Source organism: Paenarthrobacter ureafaciens (assembly GCF_004028095.1).
Taxonomy (GTDB): domain Bacteria; phylum Actinomycetota; class Actinomycetes; order Actinomycetales; family Micrococcaceae; genus Arthrobacter; species Arthrobacter ureafaciens.
Genome location: NZ_SBHM01000007.1, coordinates 2,199,617 through 2,218,459 on the forward strand (window position 1 = coordinate 2,199,617; position 18,843 = coordinate 2,218,459).

At 63.4% G+C, this 18,843-nt stretch carries 19 protein-coding genes and 1 pseudogene; 10 read left to right on the top strand and 10 right to left on the bottom strand.

Annotated elements, in window-relative coordinates; all coding sequences use genetic code 11:
- Positions 1-31: 31 nt before the first annotated feature.
- Positions 32-493 (top strand): GatB/YqeY domain-containing protein, encoded by a 462-nt coding sequence (locus AUR_RS14545; RefSeq protein ID WP_062095309.1) that lies wholly within the window; start codon positions 32-34, stop codon positions 491-493.
- 20 nt (positions 494-513) lie between these two features.
- Here the strand turns inward: AUR_RS14545 and AUR_RS14550 are convergent, their stop codons facing one another.
- The 3 genes from AUR_RS14550 to AUR_RS14560 form a co-directional block, all read right to left on the bottom strand.
- Positions 514-1,245, bottom strand: coding sequence for a DUF72 domain-containing protein (locus AUR_RS14550; protein WP_062095311.1), 732 nt, complete (start codon positions 1,243-1,245; stop codon positions 514-516).
- A 63-nt stretch (positions 1,246-1,308) separates the two neighbouring features.
- Positions 1,309-1,551, bottom strand: a complete 243-nt coding sequence (locus AUR_RS14555) for a hypothetical protein (RefSeq protein ID WP_062095313.1) — start codon at positions 1,549-1,551, stop codon at positions 1,309-1,311.
- A gap of 177 nt (positions 1,552-1,728) precedes the next feature.
- On the bottom strand, positions 1,729-2,187 hold the full coding sequence (locus AUR_RS14560) for a MarR family winged helix-turn-helix transcriptional regulator (protein WP_021473746.1): 459 nt from the start codon (positions 2,185-2,187) through the stop codon (positions 1,729-1,731).
- A 566-nt stretch (positions 2,188-2,753) separates the two neighbouring features.
- Between AUR_RS14560 and AUR_RS14565 the strand changes: the two genes are divergently transcribed.
- From AUR_RS14565 to AUR_RS14585, 5 genes are all read left to right on the top strand, one after another.
- Positions 2,754-3,572, top strand: a complete 819-nt coding sequence (locus tag AUR_RS14565) for a hypothetical protein (RefSeq protein WP_241650932.1) — start codon at positions 2,754-2,756, stop codon at positions 3,570-3,572.
- A gap of 877 nt (positions 3,573-4,449) precedes the next feature.
- A complete protein-coding gene (locus AUR_RS14570) occupies positions 4,450-4,941 on the top strand; it encodes a DUF805 domain-containing protein (protein WP_062095315.1) in 492 nt (163 codons plus the stop codon).
- 144 nt (positions 4,942-5,085) lie between these two features.
- A complete protein-coding gene (gene lhgO, locus AUR_RS14575; RefSeq protein WP_062095318.1) occupies positions 5,086-6,300 on the top strand; it encodes an L-2-hydroxyglutarate oxidase in 1,215 nt (404 codons plus the stop codon).
- Positions 6,301-6,424: 124 nt separating this feature from the next.
- The gene (locus tag AUR_RS14580; RefSeq protein ID WP_021473741.1) at positions 6,425-6,727 is read left to right on the top strand and encodes a DUF4193 domain-containing protein; all 303 of its coding nucleotides are present in this window, start codon (positions 6,425-6,427) and stop codon (positions 6,725-6,727) included.
- A gap of 259 nt (positions 6,728-6,986) precedes the next feature.
- The gene (locus tag AUR_RS14585) at positions 6,987-7,535 is read left to right on the top strand and encodes an AMIN-like domain-containing (lipo)protein (protein WP_062095320.1); all 549 of its coding nucleotides are present in this window, start codon (positions 6,987-6,989) and stop codon (positions 7,533-7,535) included.
- 135 nt (positions 7,536-7,670) lie between these two features.
- On the opposite strand, the gene AUR_RS14590 is transcribed toward AUR_RS14585, so the two are convergent.
- The 4 genes from AUR_RS14590 to AUR_RS14605 all read right to left on the bottom strand — a co-directional run bounded on the left by AUR_RS14590 (position 7,671) and on the right by AUR_RS14605 (position 11,960).
- Positions 7,671-9,209 carry an APC family permease gene (locus AUR_RS14590; protein WP_062095322.1) on the bottom strand — a complete coding sequence of 513 codons (1,539 nt, stop codon included), beginning with the start codon at positions 9,207-9,209 and terminating at the stop codon, positions 7,671-7,673.
- A 12-nt stretch (positions 9,210-9,221) separates the two neighbouring features.
- Entirely contained in the window at positions 9,222-10,247 is a 1,026-nt protein-coding gene (locus AUR_RS14595; protein WP_062095324.1) for an agmatine deiminase family protein, read from the bottom strand.
- Positions 10,244-11,257 carry a nitrilase-related carbon-nitrogen hydrolase gene (locus AUR_RS14600; RefSeq protein ID WP_062095325.1) on the bottom strand — a complete coding sequence of 338 codons (1,014 nt, stop codon included), beginning with the start codon at positions 11,255-11,257 and terminating at the stop codon, positions 10,244-10,246. Before AUR_RS14600 ends, AUR_RS14595 begins: the two co-directional genes overlap by 4 nt.
- 121 nt (positions 11,258-11,378) lie before the next feature.
- Entirely contained in the window at positions 11,379-11,960 is a 582-nt protein-coding gene (locus tag AUR_RS14605; protein ID WP_062095327.1) for a helix-turn-helix domain-containing protein, read from the bottom strand.
- 136 nt (positions 11,961-12,096) lie between these two features.
- Between AUR_RS14605 and AUR_RS14610 the strand changes: the two genes are divergently transcribed.
- Complete coding sequence (locus AUR_RS14610) at positions 12,097-13,092, top strand: NAD(P)/FAD-dependent oxidoreductase (protein WP_062095329.1); 996 nt, start codon at positions 12,097-12,099, stop codon at positions 13,090-13,092.
- A 46-nt stretch (positions 13,093-13,138) separates the two neighbouring features.
- Positions 13,139-14,116, top strand: coding sequence for an NAD-dependent epimerase/dehydratase family protein (locus tag AUR_RS14615; protein WP_062095330.1), 978 nt, complete (start codon positions 13,139-13,141; stop codon positions 14,114-14,116).
- Between the two features lie 25 nt (positions 14,117-14,141).
- On the opposite strand, the gene AUR_RS14620 is transcribed toward AUR_RS14615, so the two are convergent.
- Complete coding sequence (locus tag AUR_RS14620) at positions 14,142-15,161, bottom strand: LacI family DNA-binding transcriptional regulator (RefSeq protein WP_062095332.1); 1,020 nt, start codon at positions 15,159-15,161, stop codon at positions 14,142-14,144.
- A gap of 145 nt (positions 15,162-15,306) precedes the next feature.
- Between AUR_RS14620 and AUR_RS14625 the strand changes: the two genes are divergently transcribed.
- Both AUR_RS14625 and AUR_RS14630 read left to right on the top strand, forming a co-directional pair.
- Complete coding sequence (locus tag AUR_RS14625; RefSeq protein WP_128397195.1) at positions 15,307-16,494, top strand: Gfo/Idh/MocA family protein; 1,188 nt, start codon at positions 15,307-15,309, stop codon at positions 16,492-16,494.
- Positions 16,491-17,509 (top strand): annotated as a pseudogene (locus tag AUR_RS14630) (sugar phosphate isomerase/epimerase family protein). The gene AUR_RS14625 and the pseudogene AUR_RS14630 overlap by 4 nt, the downstream one beginning before the upstream one ends.
- 60 nt (positions 17,510-17,569) lie before the next feature.
- Here AUR_RS14630 and AUR_RS14635 read toward each other — a convergent pair.
- Both AUR_RS14635 and flgL read right to left on the bottom strand, forming a co-directional pair.
- Positions 17,570-17,956, bottom strand: a complete 387-nt coding sequence (locus AUR_RS14635) for a flagellar assembly protein FliW (RefSeq protein WP_062095338.1) — start codon at positions 17,954-17,956, stop codon at positions 17,570-17,572.
- Positions 17,953-18,840, bottom strand: coding sequence for a flagellar hook-associated protein FlgL (gene flgL, locus AUR_RS14640; protein WP_062095340.1), 888 nt, complete (start codon positions 18,838-18,840; stop codon positions 17,953-17,955). Before flgL ends, AUR_RS14635 begins: the two co-directional genes overlap by 4 nt.
- Positions 18,841-18,843 lie beyond the last annotated feature (3 nt).

Here is an 18,843-nt window from a genome sequence, read left to right on the forward strand (position 1 = left end):
GCTGGAGGTTGAACCCGGAGCGAGGAGCAGCATGTCATTGAAAGACCGTCTCAAGGCAGACGTTGTGGAGCACATGAAAGCCGGCAACAAGACTGCCCTGACCACAGTGCGCAATGTCCTGGGCGAGATCGCGACGCGCGAGAAATCCGGCAAGACGCCGGTGGACCTCGACGAAGCCCAGGTGACCTCTTTGCTGCAGAAGGAAGCCGCCAAGCGCAGGGACACCGCCCGGATCTACACCGAAGCCGGCGAAAGTGAACGTGCAGCGGCCGAAGTGGCAGAAGCGGAAATCATCGAGGCCTACCTTCCGAAGCCGCTTACCCGTGAGGAAGTCGAGGCGATTGTTGACGAGGAGATTGCCGCTCTCAAGGCCAGCGGGCAGGAACTCTCCATGCGTTCCCTCGGGGCGGTTATGAAGCCCGTGACGGCCAAGGTGGCTGGGCGGTTCGACGGCAAGACCGTCAGCGAGATCGTCAGGGCACGCCTGGGCTGACGTGCTTGCGGGGTTGCTGCTCAGTTGACGCCCAGCAGCCCCCGCAACGTGTCAGCGTTCCGCACGGCGTTGCCGCCGCCGTCGTTGTTGAAGTACGCGAACACATCCTTGCCGTCACCGCTCCACTCTCGGATGCGGTCCGCCCACCACCGCATGTCCTCCTCCGTGTAGGAACCCCCGTAAAGGAGCTCCTGGTCCGGGCCGTGGAGCCTGACATACACAAAAGGCGCGGTGGAGCGCAGGTTGCAAGGCAAGTTGGCCCCGCTCATGACGCAGTGGGCGGCTTGGTGGCGCTCAAGGATGGCGTAGACGTCCGGGTGGTCCCAACTGTCGTGGCGGAACTCCACGGAAACCCGGATCCACTCGGGGACGGCGGCCAGGAAATAGTCCAGGCGGGCGTCGTCGCGGGCGAAATCGGGCGGTAACTGGGCCAGGAGGACTGCCCTTTTGTCGCCGAGCTCGTGCCAGCAGCGCGTGATGCGCTCAAGCCACACCTCCGGGGCGTAGAGCTTCTTGCCATGCGTCAGCCCGCGGGGAGCTTTCACGGACATCGCGAACCCGGGCGGAAGCCTCTCACGCCACCCCGCGAAGGTAGTGTCCCGGGGCCAGCGGTAAAAGCTCGCGTTCAGCTCAACCGTGGAGAAGCGTGCAACGTAGGCGTCCAGCCGTTTCGCCGTGGGCAGGCCTGGAGGGTAGAGCACGTCCTTCCAATGGTCGTAGCTCCAGCCCGAAGTGCCAATGTGGATGCCCATGATTGGATGCTAGTGCTTCCGGCAGCACAGTGCCGGGACCCGCTGGCGGAACGTTGCAGGGAGTCAGTGCCTGGCGCCGGACCTGGCCATCAGTGCCTGGAGATCCTCCGCCACCTTGAGCTGGCGGGCGGTGCGCGTCGGTGCGGATCCGTGCTCCACGCGGCCCGGCTTCGCCGCCTTGCCGCGGGGCTGGTTGGTGCGGGCCTGGGCGTCCCTTCGGAAGGGAACGTCGCGTCGCGGATCACGTACAGGCGCGTCGACGGTGACGGTGCCCTGCAGGGGGTCGTGGAAGAGTGGCAGATTCATGGGTCCATTCCGGGAAGTCCAGGCCGCATGGGGCAGCCTCAAAGCGCTCGACAGGATATGAAACTTGATCCTTGCATAACCGCATCCGCCATGTTGTGGACAGATGTCTAGCAGCTTGTCCTTTGATTGTGCACATGACCATGACGTGCAGGGCGTAATGCCCGCCTGCGTCGTCGATCAGCCCCAGAGTGCCTTCCGGAGAAGCTGCTTCAGGTGGACAACCTCGTCGTCGCACAGGCGTGCTAATTGCTGCTGCTCGCACACATCCAGTTCAGCGCGGATCTTGTTGTGGATGCGCCGTCCTTCCTGCGTGGAGACGATGGCCCGGGAACGCCTGTTCCGTTGGCCGGGGACCCGCTCAACAAGGCCCCTGTGTTCGAGGTCGTCCACCAGCCCGGCCACCTGGTTGAGGTCAAGGTCCAGGAACTCCGCAATTTCGCGCTGGGTGGCTTCGAGGCCGCTGCAAGCCAGCGTCAGTACGGAGAAGGACCGTTCCCGCAGCCTGAAGTCGCTGAGGATGCGCTTATTCAGGGCTGACCCGGCCGCGTGCAGCTTTCCAAGCAGCAAGCCCACGTCATTGCCGATTTCCGCGGCCGCCAGGCGCGGCGTGACAACATCGGCGATAAGCGGACCCATGACAACTCCAAAACTAGAAACAACCGCGACCGCTACATTTTTCAACCAGATGCGACGCCCCCATGACCAGGACAAGCATCTCATGACGCGGTGCGTCGCGATCACGACGGGTTGGTTTGGGTCCTCCCTTGACGCTCCCACAGGTATCAAATTGAGAGTGCCCTCATCCTGAAGCTGTTCAACCCGGGCCGAAGGTCTCTGGCCCGGAAGGGTCCATGGTGGGAAGCTTTCCGAATCCTGCCCAGCCGGGGCGGGCCGACTTTTGATGCCGCGCAATGTGCCGTGGAGCCGCTCTGCGAGGAGAGGGAAGCAATGGTTGCTGACAGGAAGCTCGTACTTCGGTTGATGGCTATGCTTTCCGCGGCAGTGGCACTAGTCCTTGGGGGATGCACGCAAGGGGGCACGCTCTCCTCACCGACCCAGTCGCTGTCGACCACACCGGCCGGGTCGAGCAGTCCGGCCTGTGACCTGATCACACCCGACATCGCTGTGAAAGTCGATCCTGGTCTGGCTCAAATGGGCAGGGTGGCAAACCTGCCGGGAGCCCGGCTTATCTATGCAGCTACATGAGTAAAGCGAACAAGGGCCGGACACTCAGCGTCTCGTTGACCTCGCCTGCGTCGGCGGCGGAGATCGTGGAAGCGAAACAGACACCTGACTGCTCAACTGTGGCGGGAATCGGTGACTTCGCCTGCATGCAGTGGACCGGCTGGTTTCGCGGTGAGCCTGGAGGGGCATCGGCAAACACGGTGCTCAAAGCAGTGCGGGGTAACGAGTCCCTGGACCTGCGCATTGTCGACATGCCACCCATCTCGCCGGAATTCCCGGTTCCGGACGGGGAGGCGACGGCTCGCGCACTTGCCCAGGCGCTTGTCGACGGCGGGTGGGGCAATGGCAGTGAACTTCGTGTTCCGCCTGCGCCAAGTGTTGGTCCGCAGACTTCCACGACCAGCGCCGTATGCGCCCTGGTCGGTGCCGATGCCTTGGGGAATGCGTTCGGTGCCACAACCCAGGCAGCGGTGTTCCCGGGTGGGGGCAACTGCCGGTACCTCTTTGGTGCGCTGAGCACACCTGGTCCGGATTCGCTGATATTCTCCACCGAACTTCATCAGGGAGGGGCGTCCCTGCTATCCCGTCAGGTTCCCGATGGCCAAAGCATCGAGGGCGTTGGTGACCAAGCGGTCCTCATCATCCGGTCAGAACCAGGCGGACCGAAATCCCTCAGGCCCGGGAGCGATGCGCCGGTCAGCGTGATGTCCCTCATGGTCGCCCGTGGTCAGAGCATGGCCATCTTCACCGCAGAGATCCTGATTTCCCCCAATGGGACCGCCGAAAAGGAGGTCAAGGAACAGTTCGTTACCCTGGTCAAGAGCATCGACTTCTGAATCAGCCCGTTACTTCTTCCCTTGGCGTGTACAGGAGGTCTTCGCCTGCGTGTGGCCTTATTCAAGAGACGTCGCGCCACAGCAAAGGGCTAACGCCTCTACCGGGCTCACATGCGCTGGTGCACTCTGGAGTCAGCAGCCGAGGAGGTACGGGTGACGAGCGGGAGAAGTGGACACGTCGGGCCGGGAGCTTCCCCGGGCAGCCCGGCGCCGAGCGAGGCTGCAAACAGGGCTTACCGGCGGGCATGGTGGTCGCTGGCTCTGATCCGGTGACCTTCGCTGCCGCCTTCGTCATCGGCGAAGGCATCTTCACAGCTCTCGCCAACGACGCGGTGCCACAGAACTCCAGCAAAGGCTGGCAGCCGTCATTCCGGCCCTCCTTGTTTTTTCAATCCCCGGAATCCTCTCGGTGATCCAAGGGCGGAAAGCCATGAGGCTCGGGCGCAAAGAAGGAAGTGTGCCGGCCATGATCGGGGCCGGAATTGCTGTGGGATTCGTCCTGCTGAATGTTGCCGCGTATCTTTTCGGCCAGCCAGCCGCGTAGATCCCGGCGAGGGATGCCCGCACATTTGGGTATTGCCCACAGCAGTACCCATGAAGACCTTGGCTCCGAATATGCGGGATTCTTGCCATGGTGCCAGGGACGCTTGCCTGTCGGGGTGCCGCCGCGCCATCTCGGGGCTCGGAGACCACCTCCGCCAGGCCTGTCAGCGTATAACCCGAGTGCATAGCAATTTCCGGAAACACCCGGTAATCAGTCAAATCCCCGTTAACTTTTTTCAACCGGCAGTGCTTATTGGTCAAAAGGCAACTAGCATAAGCAACGTCTCATGCCAATGAGCGCAGTCGACTCAACTAATAAGCGGGGGATCTACCAATGAGTTACCAACCACAACCACAAACGCAGCCCTATGCCGCGCAAGCCGGAGAACCGCCGCTTTGGGCACCGTATTACGGGGCGCCCATCGGTGCGGCTGTTAAGCGCTTCTTCAAGAAATACACTGTCTTTACGGGCCGCGCGAGCCGCAGCGAATACTGGTGGTGGGCACTGATCGCTGCAGTGGTCAACTTCGTGCTGCAGCTGCTGACCACGATTCTGGGAGCGACCGGAGCCACCATGGCCGCCGACGGAACAGCTGTTCCTGGCCCGGGAGCGATCATCGGCTTCATCCTGTGGGGTATTTGGGGGCTTGCCACCATCATCCCGTCCATCGCCTTGGGGGTACGCCGCCTCCACGACGCCAACTTCAGCGGTTGGCTCCTGCTCCTGGTCCTGGTTCCCTTCCTCGGTGCCTTGGCCATCCTGGTATTCACGCTGCTGCCTTCCAACCCGGCGGGCCAGCGTTTCGACGTTCCCGGCAGCGTCTAGCTACAAAGTGCAGGGAGAGGGGCGGGCCATTACGGGCCGCCCCTCTTTCGCGTCTCGAGTCTTTCGCGTTTCAAGCCCCGGCCCGCAGCGCCTCGTGGCATGCTGTGCACAGATACCGGCAAGGCCCCACCAACGAGGAGTGTCATGGCCCATTTCCCGGCAAGCAACATCAAGCGTTGTGCCGTCATAGGCGGCGGCATCATCGGCGTCGCAGTGGCGCGGGAACTGGCCATGAAACTTGACGCCCACATCACTGTTTATGAGAAGGAAGACCGGCTCGCCGCACACCAGACCGGGCATAACTCGGGGGTGGTCCACGCGGGCCTTTACTACGAGCCCGGTGGGCTGAAAGCCACCCTCTGCCGCAGGGGCGTGGAACTGCTCCGGGACTTCTGCGCCACCAAGAACCTGCCTTACGAAGCATGTGGGAAGCTCGTCATCGCCCAGACCGCGGAGGAATCGCAACGGCTCGGGGCCATCTTTGCCCGGGCTACCGCCAACAAGGTTCCGGGCGTACGGATGCTGACAGGTGAGCAGATCGCCGGGGTGGAGCCGAACGCCGTCGGGCTTTCTGCCGTGCACTCACCGGAAACGGCGATCGTGGACTACCGCGCAATCACGAACGCGCTCGCCGACGACGTACGCGCGGCGGGTGGTGATATCCGCCTTGGACAGGAAGTCACCTCGATCGAGCAGCGGGGGAGCGGTGCGGTGGTCCGGACCAAGTCAGGGGCGGACCATTACGACCTGGTGGTGGCCTGCGCCGGTCTCCAGTCGGACCGGCTGGCGGCGGATACGGGCGAAGGCCGGTCGCCCAGGATCGTGCCGTTCTTCGGCCAGTACTTCCTGCTCGGCGAGGAAGCCCGGCACAAGGTCAAAGGCCTCATCTACCCGGTACCGGATCCGAAACACCCTTTCCTTGGCGTGCATCTGACCAAGCGCATTGACGGAGAAATGATGTTGGGCCCCAATGCTTTCATTTCCTTCGGCAGGGAATCGTATTCCTGGAAACACGTCGACGTGAGGGATGTGCTCAATTTCGCACTCTTCCCCGGCTTCTGGAATTTTGCCCGGCAGAACATTCCTTCCGCGGTCCGTGAATTCCAGACGGTGGTCAGCCGCAGGAAGTTCGTCAAGGAGGCAGTGCGCTTTGTGCCTTCCTTGGAAGGCGCGTCGGTGCGGACCGGAACCCGCGGTGTGCGGGCCCAAGCGATGAACAGCGATGGCTCGCTGGTGGACGACTTCGTGATTGCCCGGCGACGGGACATCGTCCTGGTGCGGAATGCCCCCTCGCCCGGGGCAACCTCGTCCATGGCCATTGCCGAGTACATCGTGCAGCAGGCGCTGCAGGGGCATTGATGCAGGCCGGATAAACACGGCAATGTCGTGTTCGGCACACTATTCGGATATTCCTTGGGCTTTGCCCTAAACTGCTGCACTGAGGTGCCGGAATGGCACTGTGCAGCAACGAAAGCGAACCCTCATGGCTACTGATTACGACGCCCCGCGCAAGACTGAAGAAGAGTCTCCCGGCGAATCGCTTGAGGCCCTTCAGGCGTCCCGTGGGACCAGCGCCCAGACTGCAGTGATCGACCTCGATGAGAACGACACTGCCGAAGGTATTGACCTTCCGGGCGCCGATCTTTCCAGTGAAGAGCTGACCGTTGTAGTAGTTCCGGAGCAATCCGACGAGTTTACGTGCGGCTCTTGTTTCCTGGTCCGTCACCGGTCCCAGATTGCCTTGGAAAAGAACGGCTTGAAGTACTGCAAGGATTGCGAAGGCTGACCCCGGGGACCAGCCAACGAGCCCCGTCACGCCCTTCCGGCGGACGGGGTTTTTTTGTTTGTGATCCACGGTTACGAATTTGCCGCCGGTGGCCTTCAAAACGGTGCCAAAGGGACACGCGGCACGGTGCAGAATGACGTTTCCGTGACCGACCCGGGCTTCCTCTAACGGTTGAATGCCGATGCGGAAACAACCCGCTCAAAAGCCCGCCGCAACTTCTACGCTTGAGGTATCCAACCCGCCTTTAAGGAGGCAAAAAATGAGGAAAATCGGGGCCGGGTTTGCTGCCGCAATAATGGCGGCGGGGCTCGGCCTGGCAGGGCCGGGGGTGGCCTCGGCGGCATCACCGTACTGTGGAATTATGTGGGGTTCCCTGGCCAAGGCCGACCCCGACATGAGTTCCGCACATGTCACCAACGTGCGGACAGGGCAGCAGGCCTGCTACGACAGGTTGGTGATCGACCTGACCGGCAAGGTGGCCGGCTACTCAGTGCAGTACGTCCCCGTGGTGATCCAGGACGGTTCCGGGTTCCAGATCCCGACCCTTGGCGGTGCCGACCTCCAGATCACGGTAACCGCGCCTTCCTATGACCGGAACGGCCAGTCGACCTACTCGCCGGCGGCCAAGGCGGAACTGTCCAATGTGTCCGGTTACCAAACCTTCCGGCAGGTGGTCTATGCGGGCAGCTTCGAGGGCTACACGAGCATCGGACTGGGTGTCCGTGCGCGGCTTCCATTCAGGGTGTTTACTTTGGACGGGCCCGACGGCGGTTCGCGCCTGGTGGTGGACGTGGCGCACCACTGGTAACCTCGCCGAAAACCAACCCCCGTCCAAAACCAACCCCCCGCCCAAAACGCGGGAAAGCTGCGGGTTCGCAGGGAAGTTTCCCAACGAACCAGCAGCTTTCCGGCGAACGGAGCGAGCCGAACTTGGCGGACCTACCTACTCCGGGACCACCAGGGCGGGAGTGTCCTTGCGGATGGTCTCCCCGCGGAAGAACCCTGGACGTACGCGGGACATGATCAGCATGACCACCGCTCCCGAGGCCAGGATGCCGACGCCCAGAATGAACACGAGTCCCACGCCGAAGATTTCCGAACCGCTGCCGAACTCCGGGGCCCAGCTGTCTACCGCGGTCTGGATGAACACCACGAACAGGCCCACGCCACCCAGGAGCGGGCATACGAGGCGCAGGAAGAAGTTCCGTGCGCTGCTGAAAACGCTGTGGCGGAAGTACCACACACACGCGATAGCGGTCAGTCCGTAGTAGAAGCAGATCATGAGGCCCAGCGCCAGGATGGTGTCGTTGAGTACGTTCTCGCTGATCACGTGCATCACCGCGTAGAAGCCCGCGGACAGGATGCCGGCAGCGATGGTGGCGTAGCCCGGCGTCGAGAACTTCCTGCTCAGGTGCGTGAAGCGTTCCGGCAGTGCGCCGTAGTGGCCCATGGCCAGGAGGCTGCGCGAAGGTGATGTGAAGGTGGACTGGAGTGACGCTGCAGAACTGGACAGGACTGCCAGGGACATCAGGATCGCGAACGGTCCCATCACCGGCGAGGCCAGGGCCGTGAAGACGTTGGCGTGGTTTTCCTCGTTGTTCAAGCCGATTCCGGTGTCCCCGACGCCGGCGAACATCATGGTGGCGATGGTCACCAGCAGGTAGATGCCCAGCACCACCACTGCTGTCAGGGTTCCTGCTGCGCCCGCGGTCTTCTTTCCGTTGGCGGTTTCCTCGTTGACGGTGAGGCACACATCCCAGCCCCAGTAGACAAAGATCGAGAGGGAGATGCCTGCTGCGATCTGGCCGAACGTCTCAATCTTGGTGACGTCGAACCAGTCCCAGCTGAACGGGATGGCGGTAGGGGAGGCTGACCAGTTCGCGAAGGCCATCCCAACGAAGAGGCCAAGGGCCAGCAACTGGAAGCCCACCAGTCCGTACTGGACGATCTTGGTGGTGTGCAGGCCACGGTAGCTGACCCACACGGCCAGCGCTACGAACACGAGGCACGTGAGCACATTGAGCAGCTTGTTCGACGCGAGGTCGGCAATCTCCGGGTTTCCCGCCAACTGGGACAAGAACAGGTAGAAGAAGTCCACGGCCACACCCGCGAGGTTGGACAGCACAATGATGTTGGCCGCGAGCAGCCCCCAGCCGCCCATCCAGCCCACCCATGGGCCGAATGCCTTGGTGACCCAGGTGAACGTGGTCCCGCTGTCCGGGGAGTCTGCGTTGAGCTCCCTGTAGGCGAGTGATACCAGGATCATCGGGATGAACCCGAGGAGGAAGATGGCGGGAAGCTGCAGGCCGACTGTGCTGATGGTGGGGCCCAGGGCCCCGGTCAACGTGTAGGCGGGTGCAATGGTGGAGATGCCAAGAACGACGACGGCGAGGAGCCCCAACTGCCCCGTCTTCAGTCCCTTGCCGCTGATGCTGTGCGACGTTGCAGCGTCGGTTGCGCCGCTGTGGATTGTCTGGCTCATGAAAGGCCCTTTCTAGATGGCCGAAGGCTGTTGCTGCGTAATGCAGTGGATGCCGCCGCCCCGGGCGAAGAGCTCCCGCGCGTCAACACTGACCACGCGGCGGCCGGGGTAGGCATCAGAGAGTATGCGGAGTGCTTTCTCGTCCATGGGGTCGTTGAAGCTGCAGGCGATGACCCCGCCGTTGACCACGAGGTGGTTGATGTAGCTGTAGTCCACGTAACCCTCGTCGTCGGTCAGTGTTTCCGGTGCCGGAACTTCAATGATGTTCCATTCCCGGCCGGCTGCGTCATGGGTGGTGCGCAGCAAATCGATGATCTGCCGGGAGACTTCATAGTCAGGGTGGGCCGGGTTCTGCTGTGAATGGACCAACAACGTTCCCGGGCTTGGGATGGCGGCAACGATGTCCACGTGGCCGCGGGTGCCGAACTTCTCCGAGTCGCGGGTGAGGCCGCGGGGAAGCCACACCACGTGGGTTGCGCCGATGGTACGCGCCAGCTCCGTTTCGATGTCCGCCTTGGTCAGGCCCGGGTTGCGGCCCTGATCCAATTGGACGGTCTCGGTCACCAGGACCGTTCCCTCGCCGTCGACCTGGATGCCGCCGCCCTCGTTCACGATGCCCGAGGGAACACGCTGTACGTTGGCACGGCTGGCTACGTAGTCGGCGATCAGGGAGTCCTTGTCCCACGCAGCCCAGTCCTGGCCGCCCCAACCGTTGAAGATCCAATCCACGGCACCCAACTGCCTGTTGGCGTCGAGCACGAAGGACGGGCCGATGTCCCGCATCCAGGCATCGTTCAGTTCCGCGGTCAGTACCTCGACGCGAGGGTCCACGTAGCGCGCGGCTGTTTCGACGTCGTCGGGCGCTACCACCATGGTGACCGGTTCGAACTCGAGGATGGCGTTCGCGACCGCGGCCCATGTTGACCGGGCAGCGTGTGCTTCTTCCTCCGTCCCGCCCAACGTGTACCCGCCAGTGGGGAAAGCCATCCAGACCCGGTCCTGCGGGGCGGTCTCGGAGGGCATGCGCCAGGTGCTCATGCGGGAACTGCCTGGGGTTGGGCGCCGAGCGGAGCGTCGTGGTTGACGGGTTCGGTCAAGCGGCCGTAGGTTTCCGGGCGTCGGGTGGCCAGGAACGGGAAGAGCGTGAGCCAGTCCTTGCGCTGGTCGAGGTCAAGATCGGCAACGAGCACGGCGGATTCATCCCGCGGCGCCTGCACCAGAATGCGCCCGTAGGGATCGGAGATGAAGGACGAACCGTAGAAGTTCAGGGTGCCTTCGCTGCCGTGGCGGTTGGGGGCGACCATGAACAGGCCGTTGGCGATGCCGTTGCCCACGATGACCTGCTGCCACAGGGGCTGGGTGTCGAAGTCCGGATGGTCCGGTTCCGAGCCGATGGCCGTGGGGTAGACCAGGATTTCCGCGCCGCCCAGCGAATACAGGCGTGCGAGTTCCGGGAACCATTCATCCCAGCACGTGGGCATGCCCAGGCGTGCTCCACCGAGTTCGGCCGGAGCATGGACGGCGTACGCGTCATCGGCGTCAGGGCCCTTCCGGAAGAACTTGTCCTCGTAGTAGCCGGCCGTCACCGGGATGTGCAGCTTGTGCGTGCGGGCCACGAGTTCCCCGGCGGGGGAGACCAGAATGGCGGTGTTCAAGCCCAGGCCGTCGTCGGTGCCGTCCGGGTTTTCGGCGCGCTGGTACAGGGAAGCATGAACGGAGACCCCGAGCTTACGGGCTGCCTCTGCTGCGAAGGTGAACGTGGGGCCGGTGAGCAGGTCCTCGGCGATGTCGGACGGGCGGACTCCTGCGGCCGGATTGTTGGCCGGGCGGGTATCTGCCGGGTAGCGGGACAGGGTCAGCTCCGGCAGGAAGACGACTGCGGCTCCCAGCTTGGCTGCGCGTTCGATGCCCTCGTTCAATTCGGCGCGCAGGACGGCTTCGTCCGCGTGCCAACGGTGCTGGACGACGCCCACCCGCAGGGGAGTGCGGGTGGAGGGCTCGGTGCGCGCCAGGGAAGTCGGGGCTTCGAGGCGGGTAATTTCAATCATGATGGCATGTTCTCCGGTGAGACGACTGTCACTAAATGAATAGCGTTCATTTAGTATGGCGGCAGACGTCCCGGAGCGCAAGGGTTTAAATGAACCCTGTTCTTTTATGACCGGCGCGGAGTCAGCGCTTCGGCTTGGCCCTCAAGTGGATGCGCTCGCCTTGTTGTCCGAATAGGGTCAGGAGCTCAACCGGCTGGCTCGTGGCGCTGGCGAACCAATGCGGCGTGCGGGTGTCGAATTCCGCGGCCTCGCCGGCTTTGAGGACGAAGTCGTTCTCTCCAAGGATCAACCGGAGTTTCCCGTTGAGGATGTACATCCAGTCATATCCCTCGTGGGACTGCGGATTGGGCACCTCGTTTCCGGTGGCGCCGGGAAGGATCATCTTGAATGCCTGGATCCCGCCTGGCCGTCGAGTCAGCGGCAGGGCGGTGCCCCATTCGTGAACATGCGGCTTGAGATGCACGCGCGGATCGCCGGTCTCCGGGGCGTCAATGAGTTCCTCAAGCGGGACCTGGTGGAGCCTGGCGATGGGCAGGAGGAGTTCCAGGGTGGGTTTTCGCTGGCCCGACTCAAGGCGGGAGAGTGTGCTCACCGAAATGCCGGTTGCCTCTGAGGCCTCGGCGAGCGTGACGTTGCGCTGGGTGCGGAGCGTCCTGAGGCGGGGGCCCACCGAGCCGAGGAGCTTGCTGAAATCCGGGTCCATGAACAGTAGTTTGCCATTGCAGCAAAGTTTCTTGCCAGTCCGAGGGTGGTCTCGAAACCATTGGCTAAGAGTGTTCAAGCCCCAGGATCTCCACAACAAGTCGAAGACCGGGGTCTGCAGTGGAAGGGACGGAAGCGTGGAAGAGCAATACGACGTCGTTGTTATCGGGGGCGGCGCGGCAGGGCTGAGCGCCGCTGTCACCTTGGGGCGGGCCCTTCGCTCCGTGCTCGTCATTGACGCGGGGGAGCCGCGAAATGCACCGGCGGCCGGAGTCCATGGATTTCTCTCGCGTGACGGCATGAATCCGAAGGAATTGTTGGCCGTTGGCCGTGATGAGGTCCGAAAATACGGCGGTGACGTGGTTAACGGGGCGGCCGTGGCGGCGCGTTCGACGGCGGAGCCCGGCGCAGGAGCGGAACCCGGCTTCGCGGTGGAGCTGGCGGATGGGCGGCGTGTGGCAGCCAGGCGCCTTCTGGTGGCCACAGGGTTGAGCGATGTGCTCCCGGACATCGGAGGCATCCATGAACGCTGGGGCCGGGATGTCCTCCATTGCCCGTACTGCCATGGCTGGGAAGTCCGGGACACCAAGATAGGCATCCTGGGCACGGGGCCGATGTCCATCCACCAGACCCTGCTGTTCCGGCAGTGGAGCCCGAACATCACACTGTTCCTCAACGACGTCCTGAAGCTTAGCGATGAAGAGTGGGAGCAGTTGGCCGCCCGCTCCATCTCGGTGGTCGAGGGAAAAGTGAAGTCCCTGGTGGTCCGGGATGATGTCCTGACCGGCGTGGTCCTCGAATCCGGCAAGGAATTTCCGGTGGATGCGGCTGTTGTTGCTCCGCGGTTGGAAGCCCGGAGCGCCGTCCTCGAATCGTTGGGCATCAGGTCAGTCGGGCATCCAAGCGGCATTGGTCACTATGTGGAGTCGAGCGGACCCGCCGGGGCAACGGAAGTCCCGGGGGTTTGGGTGGCCGGAAACATCTCGGATCCCACCGGGCAGGTCATGGCATCGGCCGCCGCAGGAAACATGGCCGGCGCCGTGATCAACGCGGACCTCATGATGGCTGAAACCAAGGCAGCAACGGAATCCCGGCGACTCCAGGCGGCAGGGTCTCCCGCAGCCGGGCGCTGAGCGGATAGCGTGGGGCAAAACCCGTCCAAGGCCAAAGGGGTACTCCATGAAGATCGTCGTCATAGGCGGCAGCGGGCACATCGGCAGCTTCCTCGTTCCACGGCTGGTGCGCGCCGGCCATGAGGTCAACAACGTCAGCCGCGGACACCGAAAGCCCTATGTCGACGTGCCCGAGTGGAAGGATGTGCGCCATGTGGCCGCGGACCGCGAGCAGGAGGACCGGTCAGGCACCTTCGGTGACCTGGTGGCGGGACTGAACGCCGACGTCGTCATTGACTTGGTCTGTTTCACGCTGGAGTCCGCTGATGGGCTGGTTGAAAAGCTGCGCGGTGCAACAGGTCATCTGCTGCACTGCGGTTCCATCTGGCGCTATGGTCCCAGTCGCAAAGTGCCCATTCCCGAGGATGCTGACCTGCCGCCTATCGGCGAATACGGGACCCGGAAGGACTCGATAGCACGGATGCTGAAGGCGGAGACGGCCGGCGGCGGCCTGGCAACCACTTCCCTGCACCCGGGGCACATCGTGGGTCCGGGTTGGCAACCGATCGGGCCGTTGGGGAACCTGGATCCGGAGGTTTGGTACACGCTCTCGGCCGGTCACGCCTTGAAGGTCCCCGACGGCGGCACGGCACTCATGCACCACGTCCACGCCGACGACCTTGCCCAGGCATTCCAGAAAGCCGTGGAACATCGCGGGGCAGCTGCGGGGGAGGACTTCAACATTGTTGCTCCCTCGGCCCTCAGCTCCAGAGGGTTCGCGGAAATCGCGGCTGGCTGGTTCGGCCGCGAGGCCAATCTTGAATCCATCACGTGGGACGAGTTCCGGGCATCGGACACGGAAGGGCATGCGGAAACAAGCTGGCAGCACCTGTACCGCAACCACTGTTTTTCCATCCGCAAGGCCGAGTCACTCATCGGTTATGCGCCGATGTATGAACCGGAGGAGGCCATCTTCGAGTCCGTGCAGTGGCTGATCGACAACGAACAACTGCGGGTGGCGGGACCGCTGCGGGCGGGCAAATAGCAGCCCGCGTGGTGCCGTCGCGGGCTTACCGGGCACGCGCGGGAGCCGTTGTCCCGCGCAGCACCAATGTTGGCCCAATCAGGGTCTGCTCCGGCTTGAGTTCGGGGTCCTCCAGACGGTCCAGGAGCCTTCGTGCAGCGCTGGCGCCCACCACGTCGCTCCGGTTGTCGATGGATGTCAGATCAAGGAAGCGGGATTTGGCCAAAGGCGAGTTGTCATAACCGATCACGGAGACGTCATGCGGCACCGATAAACCGCGGGCCTTCAAGGCGGCGAAGGCACCCAGCGCCATGGTGTCGTTGGCGGCAAAGATCGCCGTGGTGTCCGGGTGGCGGTCCAGCAGCCGGCACGCGGAGGCGTAGCCGTCTTCTTCCGAGGTTCCGCTCGATTCCGCAACCAGGACCTCGACGCCGGCGGTCTCCATAGCGCGGCGGTAACCGGCCCGCCGGTGGTCGGAGGCGCCGTCGGACCCTGAGAGGTGGCCTATGCGCGTGTGGCCCAGCCCGAGCAGGTGTTCGGCGGCCATGGCGCCGCCGCCGTCGTCGTCGTTGGTGATGAGGTCTGCCCCGGAGGGAACGCCCTTGCGCCAGCCCGCGACGACGGTGGGCACCCAGGTTCGTGCCAGCATCGATTCGCTGGGCTCGGCCGCAATGACCAGCGCGTCCACGTGCATGGCCAGGAGGCCGTCGGTCGCTTCCTTGATCCTGTTCTCGCCCGGCCTCGAATCGGCCACGGTGACTTGGTAGCCGAGGTCCGAAAGTACCGACTCCATGCCGCGGAGGAGATCCACGAACCAGAGATTCCGGTAGTCGTCGATGAGCAGTCCGATGCTCTTGGTCCGATTGCTCGCCAAGGTGGTGGCCGCGCGGCTGGGCCTGTAGCCGAGGTGGTTGATGGCGGCGTGGACGGCGTCGCGGCGCTTTGCACTGACCCTTTCAGGGTCCTTGAGGAAGAGCGAAACCAACGACGGCGAGACGCCGGCTTCGGTGGCGACGTCGTAGAGGGTGGGGCGTCGGGTCTGGGGACTGTTCACGGGTTCAGGCATGCCTTTCGGGTCTGCTATCGAGGATAGTCGGCACATCATTGACAGGACATATGGACATAGCTACGATCAATGCCAGTGCAAAATTGTAGCGCTACAAAATGCCGTCACGTGCCCCACGAAACGGCGAAATTTCGAAGGAGAAATCATGGCTGAAAGCCTCGGCGTCGCCGTCATCGGTGCAGGCATGGCCGGCAAAGCCCACGCCGCCGCGTACCGCACGGCATCCGCCCTCTACAGCCCGGTGCTGCCCCAGGTGCGGCTTGTATCGATCGGCGATGTCAACGCTGAGTTCGGTTCCGTGGCCGCCCGCCGGTTCGGGTACGAACGCAACGACGCGTCCTGGCAGGCAATCGCCGAAGCCGACGACATTGATGTGGTCAGTGTGGTCATCGCCAACCCGCTGCACCGGGAAGTGGTCGAGGGATTGTTGGCGGCGGGCAAGCACGTGCTGTGCGAGAAGCCGCTCAGCGACACCCTCGAGGATGCCCGCGCCATGGCCGGGGCCGCCCGGGCTGCCGAAGCCCGCGGTAACCTGGCCCGCATCGGGTTCACCTTCCGCCGGACACCCGGGATTGCCTACATCCGCGAACTGATCAGGAACGGCGTCCTCGGAAACATACTGCACTTCAGTGGCCGGTACTGGACCGACTATGGTTTCAGCCCCTCAGCTCCCATGAGCTGGCGATACAGAGGGGGCCCCGGCTCCGGTGCGCTGGCCGACGTCGGAAGCCACCTGACGTATGTTTCCGAGTTCCTGTGCGGCGACATTAAGTCCATCAGCGGCGGCCGCCTGGCAACGTCCATCAACAAGCGACCGCTGCCTTTGAGCGCAGTCATGGGCCATGACCATGTGGCCGTCAGCGACACTTTCGAGGCCGTGGAGAACGACGACTACGCGGCCTTCAATGCTGAGTTCGCCAATGGAGCGGGCAGTTTCGAGGTTTCCCGTGTGGCTGCCGGGCACGCCAACAGCCTCCAGTTCGAAGTGTTCTGCGAGAACGGGGGTGCGAAGTTCGACCAGCGCAGGCCCAATGAAATCCAGTTGTTCCTCAACGACGGGTCCGGCCTGCACAACGGGTACCGCCAGGTCATCCTGGGCCCGGGCCACCCGTACATTGCCGGTGGCCTGGCCATGGACGCGCCGGAGGTCGGCTTCGGCCAGAACGACGCCTTCGGTTATCAGGCCCGCGCCTTCCTGGAAGAAGTTGCCGGACTTTCCGAGGCGGAGTCGCTGCCCCGCTGTGCCACGTTCGACGAGGGCGTCCGCAACATGGAACTCCTTGGAGCCGTTACCGAATCAGCCCTGAACAACGGAAAGAAGATCACGCTATGAAACTCGGCGTCTACAACGCGATCCTGCACGACCGGTCCCTTCCCGAAGCCCTGAAAGTGATCGCGGACCTCGGCCTGACCGGCATCGAGATCAACACGGGAGGATTCCTGCCCGCTGTCCACGTTCCCGGCATGGATCAGATTCTGGAGTCGGATGCCGCAAGGGACGATTTCCTGGGTATTTTCGAGGGCACGGGCGTCTCAATCGCGGGCTTGAACTGCAACGGCAATCCGCTGCACCCGCGCAGGGAAATCGGCGAAAAGCACGCCGAAGACATCCGCCGCTCCATCCGTTGGCCCATAGGCTCGGACAGGACAGGGTGGTGACCATGTCCGGTTTGCCCGGCGGCGAACCCGGCGCGACCGTCACCAACTGGGTGGTCAACGCATGGAACTCCGCGGCGTTGGACGTCCTGGATTACCAGTGGGGCGTGGCCGCCGATTTCTGGAAGGAAACCGACCGCCTCGCCGCCGACCACGGGGTAAAGGTAGCCCTAGAGCTTCACCCGCAAAACATCGTGTTCAACACCGCTGACGTCTACAAGCTCATCGAACTCACCGGAGCCACCCATGTGGGTGTGGAACTGGATGCATCCCACCTGTTCTGGCAGCAGATGGATCCCGTCGCGGTGGTGCGTGAGGTCGGTCCGCTGGTGTTCCAGGCGGCAGCCAAGGACGTGCGCGTGAACAAGGACCATGCCGCGCTCTACGGTGTGCTGGACAACAGCTTCCGCCGTCTTTCACCCGAGGAAAACCGCACCAATCTGGGCGGAGATGAGTGGGCCAACGAATGGCCCAAGAACTCCGCCTGGGACTTCGTAGCCCTCGGCAGGGGCCACGACACCGCCTACTGGACCGAGTTCCTCCGCGCCCTGTACGAGGTGGATCCGGACATGCTGGTCAACATCGAACATGAGGACACGTCCTTGGGACGAATCGAGGGGCTCGAAGTAGCTGCCAAAGTCCTCCGTGACGCTGACGCAGCTCTTGAGGCCTCGCTGAACATCCCGGCCTGACGCCGAAACTGGCTGGCATTAGCGGTTGTTTTGAGGCGTCAGAACAACCCCTGGTGCCAGTCAGTTGGCGAGTTCGGCCCGCAGCGGGTACTCGCCGCCGTCGAGGATCACTTGAAGGCACACCCCGTTGGAGGGGTTTAGCAGGATCGGGGCCATGAGGTTCACGGTGGTCTTGTCCGCGGACGGGTTCACCACCACCAACACGTTGCCGTCAGCCGGCGAAGCGAGGCCAACAGCTTCAACCGCGAACGCCGGAAGGACCGGAGCGTAAGCAGGTACGTACACTGACGCGTCCGCCACGAACATCCGTACCTTCGGTTCGAGCGCCTCGAGGGCAAACAAACCTTCGGCGCCGGCGATCTCCCGCAGGGAGAAACCCTCAGCATCCTCGAGTCCGGGCAAGGGCGAAGCGAAGCGCAGTGTCCAGGATGTCAACGCCGTGCTCATCGCAGGAAATCCATGAGCGTCGGTTGCAGCACTTTGGCGGTCACCGCGAGGGCAACCTGATAGTTGGTTTCCTGCACCTTCAAGTCCATAACGGCCCTTCCCAAATCCAGGTCTTCCACCCGGGACCTCTGCGTTTCCAGAGTAGCTTTCATCCCTTCCAAGGAGTTTTGGGCCTGACCCAGGCGTGTCTGGCGCATCCCGACGTCGGCCCTTCCGTCGATGACGGCCTGGATGCGCCCGCCGATGGCTGCCAGGCGGCCATTGGGGTTGATGCCGGCACGGATGTCCGCGACGACGTCACCCACCACCGCGAAGGCCGAGCCGGCGCCCGTGCCGAAGATTGCACCGCCGTCGGAATCAACGCGCACGGTCCGCGAGGCGTCAACGCGGCGTTCCACCGAACTGCCGGACACCCCGTTGAACACCGGGGGAACAGTGTTGGTGAAGGCGCTGTCAGTGTCCGAGCTGCCCGCGAAGACATGACGGCCAAGGTACTGCGTATTGGCCTGCGTCAGGAGGTCCTCGCCCAAGCCCTCGATTTCGACGGCGATCGCCTGCCTGGCGGAATCGCTGAGTGTGCCGTTGGCTGCTTGGACAACGAGGTCGCGCACCCTGTTGAGGATGTTCGTCGCCTGTCCCAACGCAGTGTCGGCCGCAGCGAGCCAGCCGTTGCCGTCGCTGATGTTGGTGCCGTACTGGCTTGCTGCATTCAGCTGGCCCCGCAGGGCAATGGCTTGGGCTGCACCGGCGGGATCATCCGAAGGGCGGTTGATGTTTTTCAGCGTGAGCGCCCTGTCCTGCACCTCAGCCAACTTCGCTTGCGCGGACTGCAGGCTTCGCTGCGAAGAGGCAGCCATCATCTGCGTAGTAACCCGATTGAGCATGGC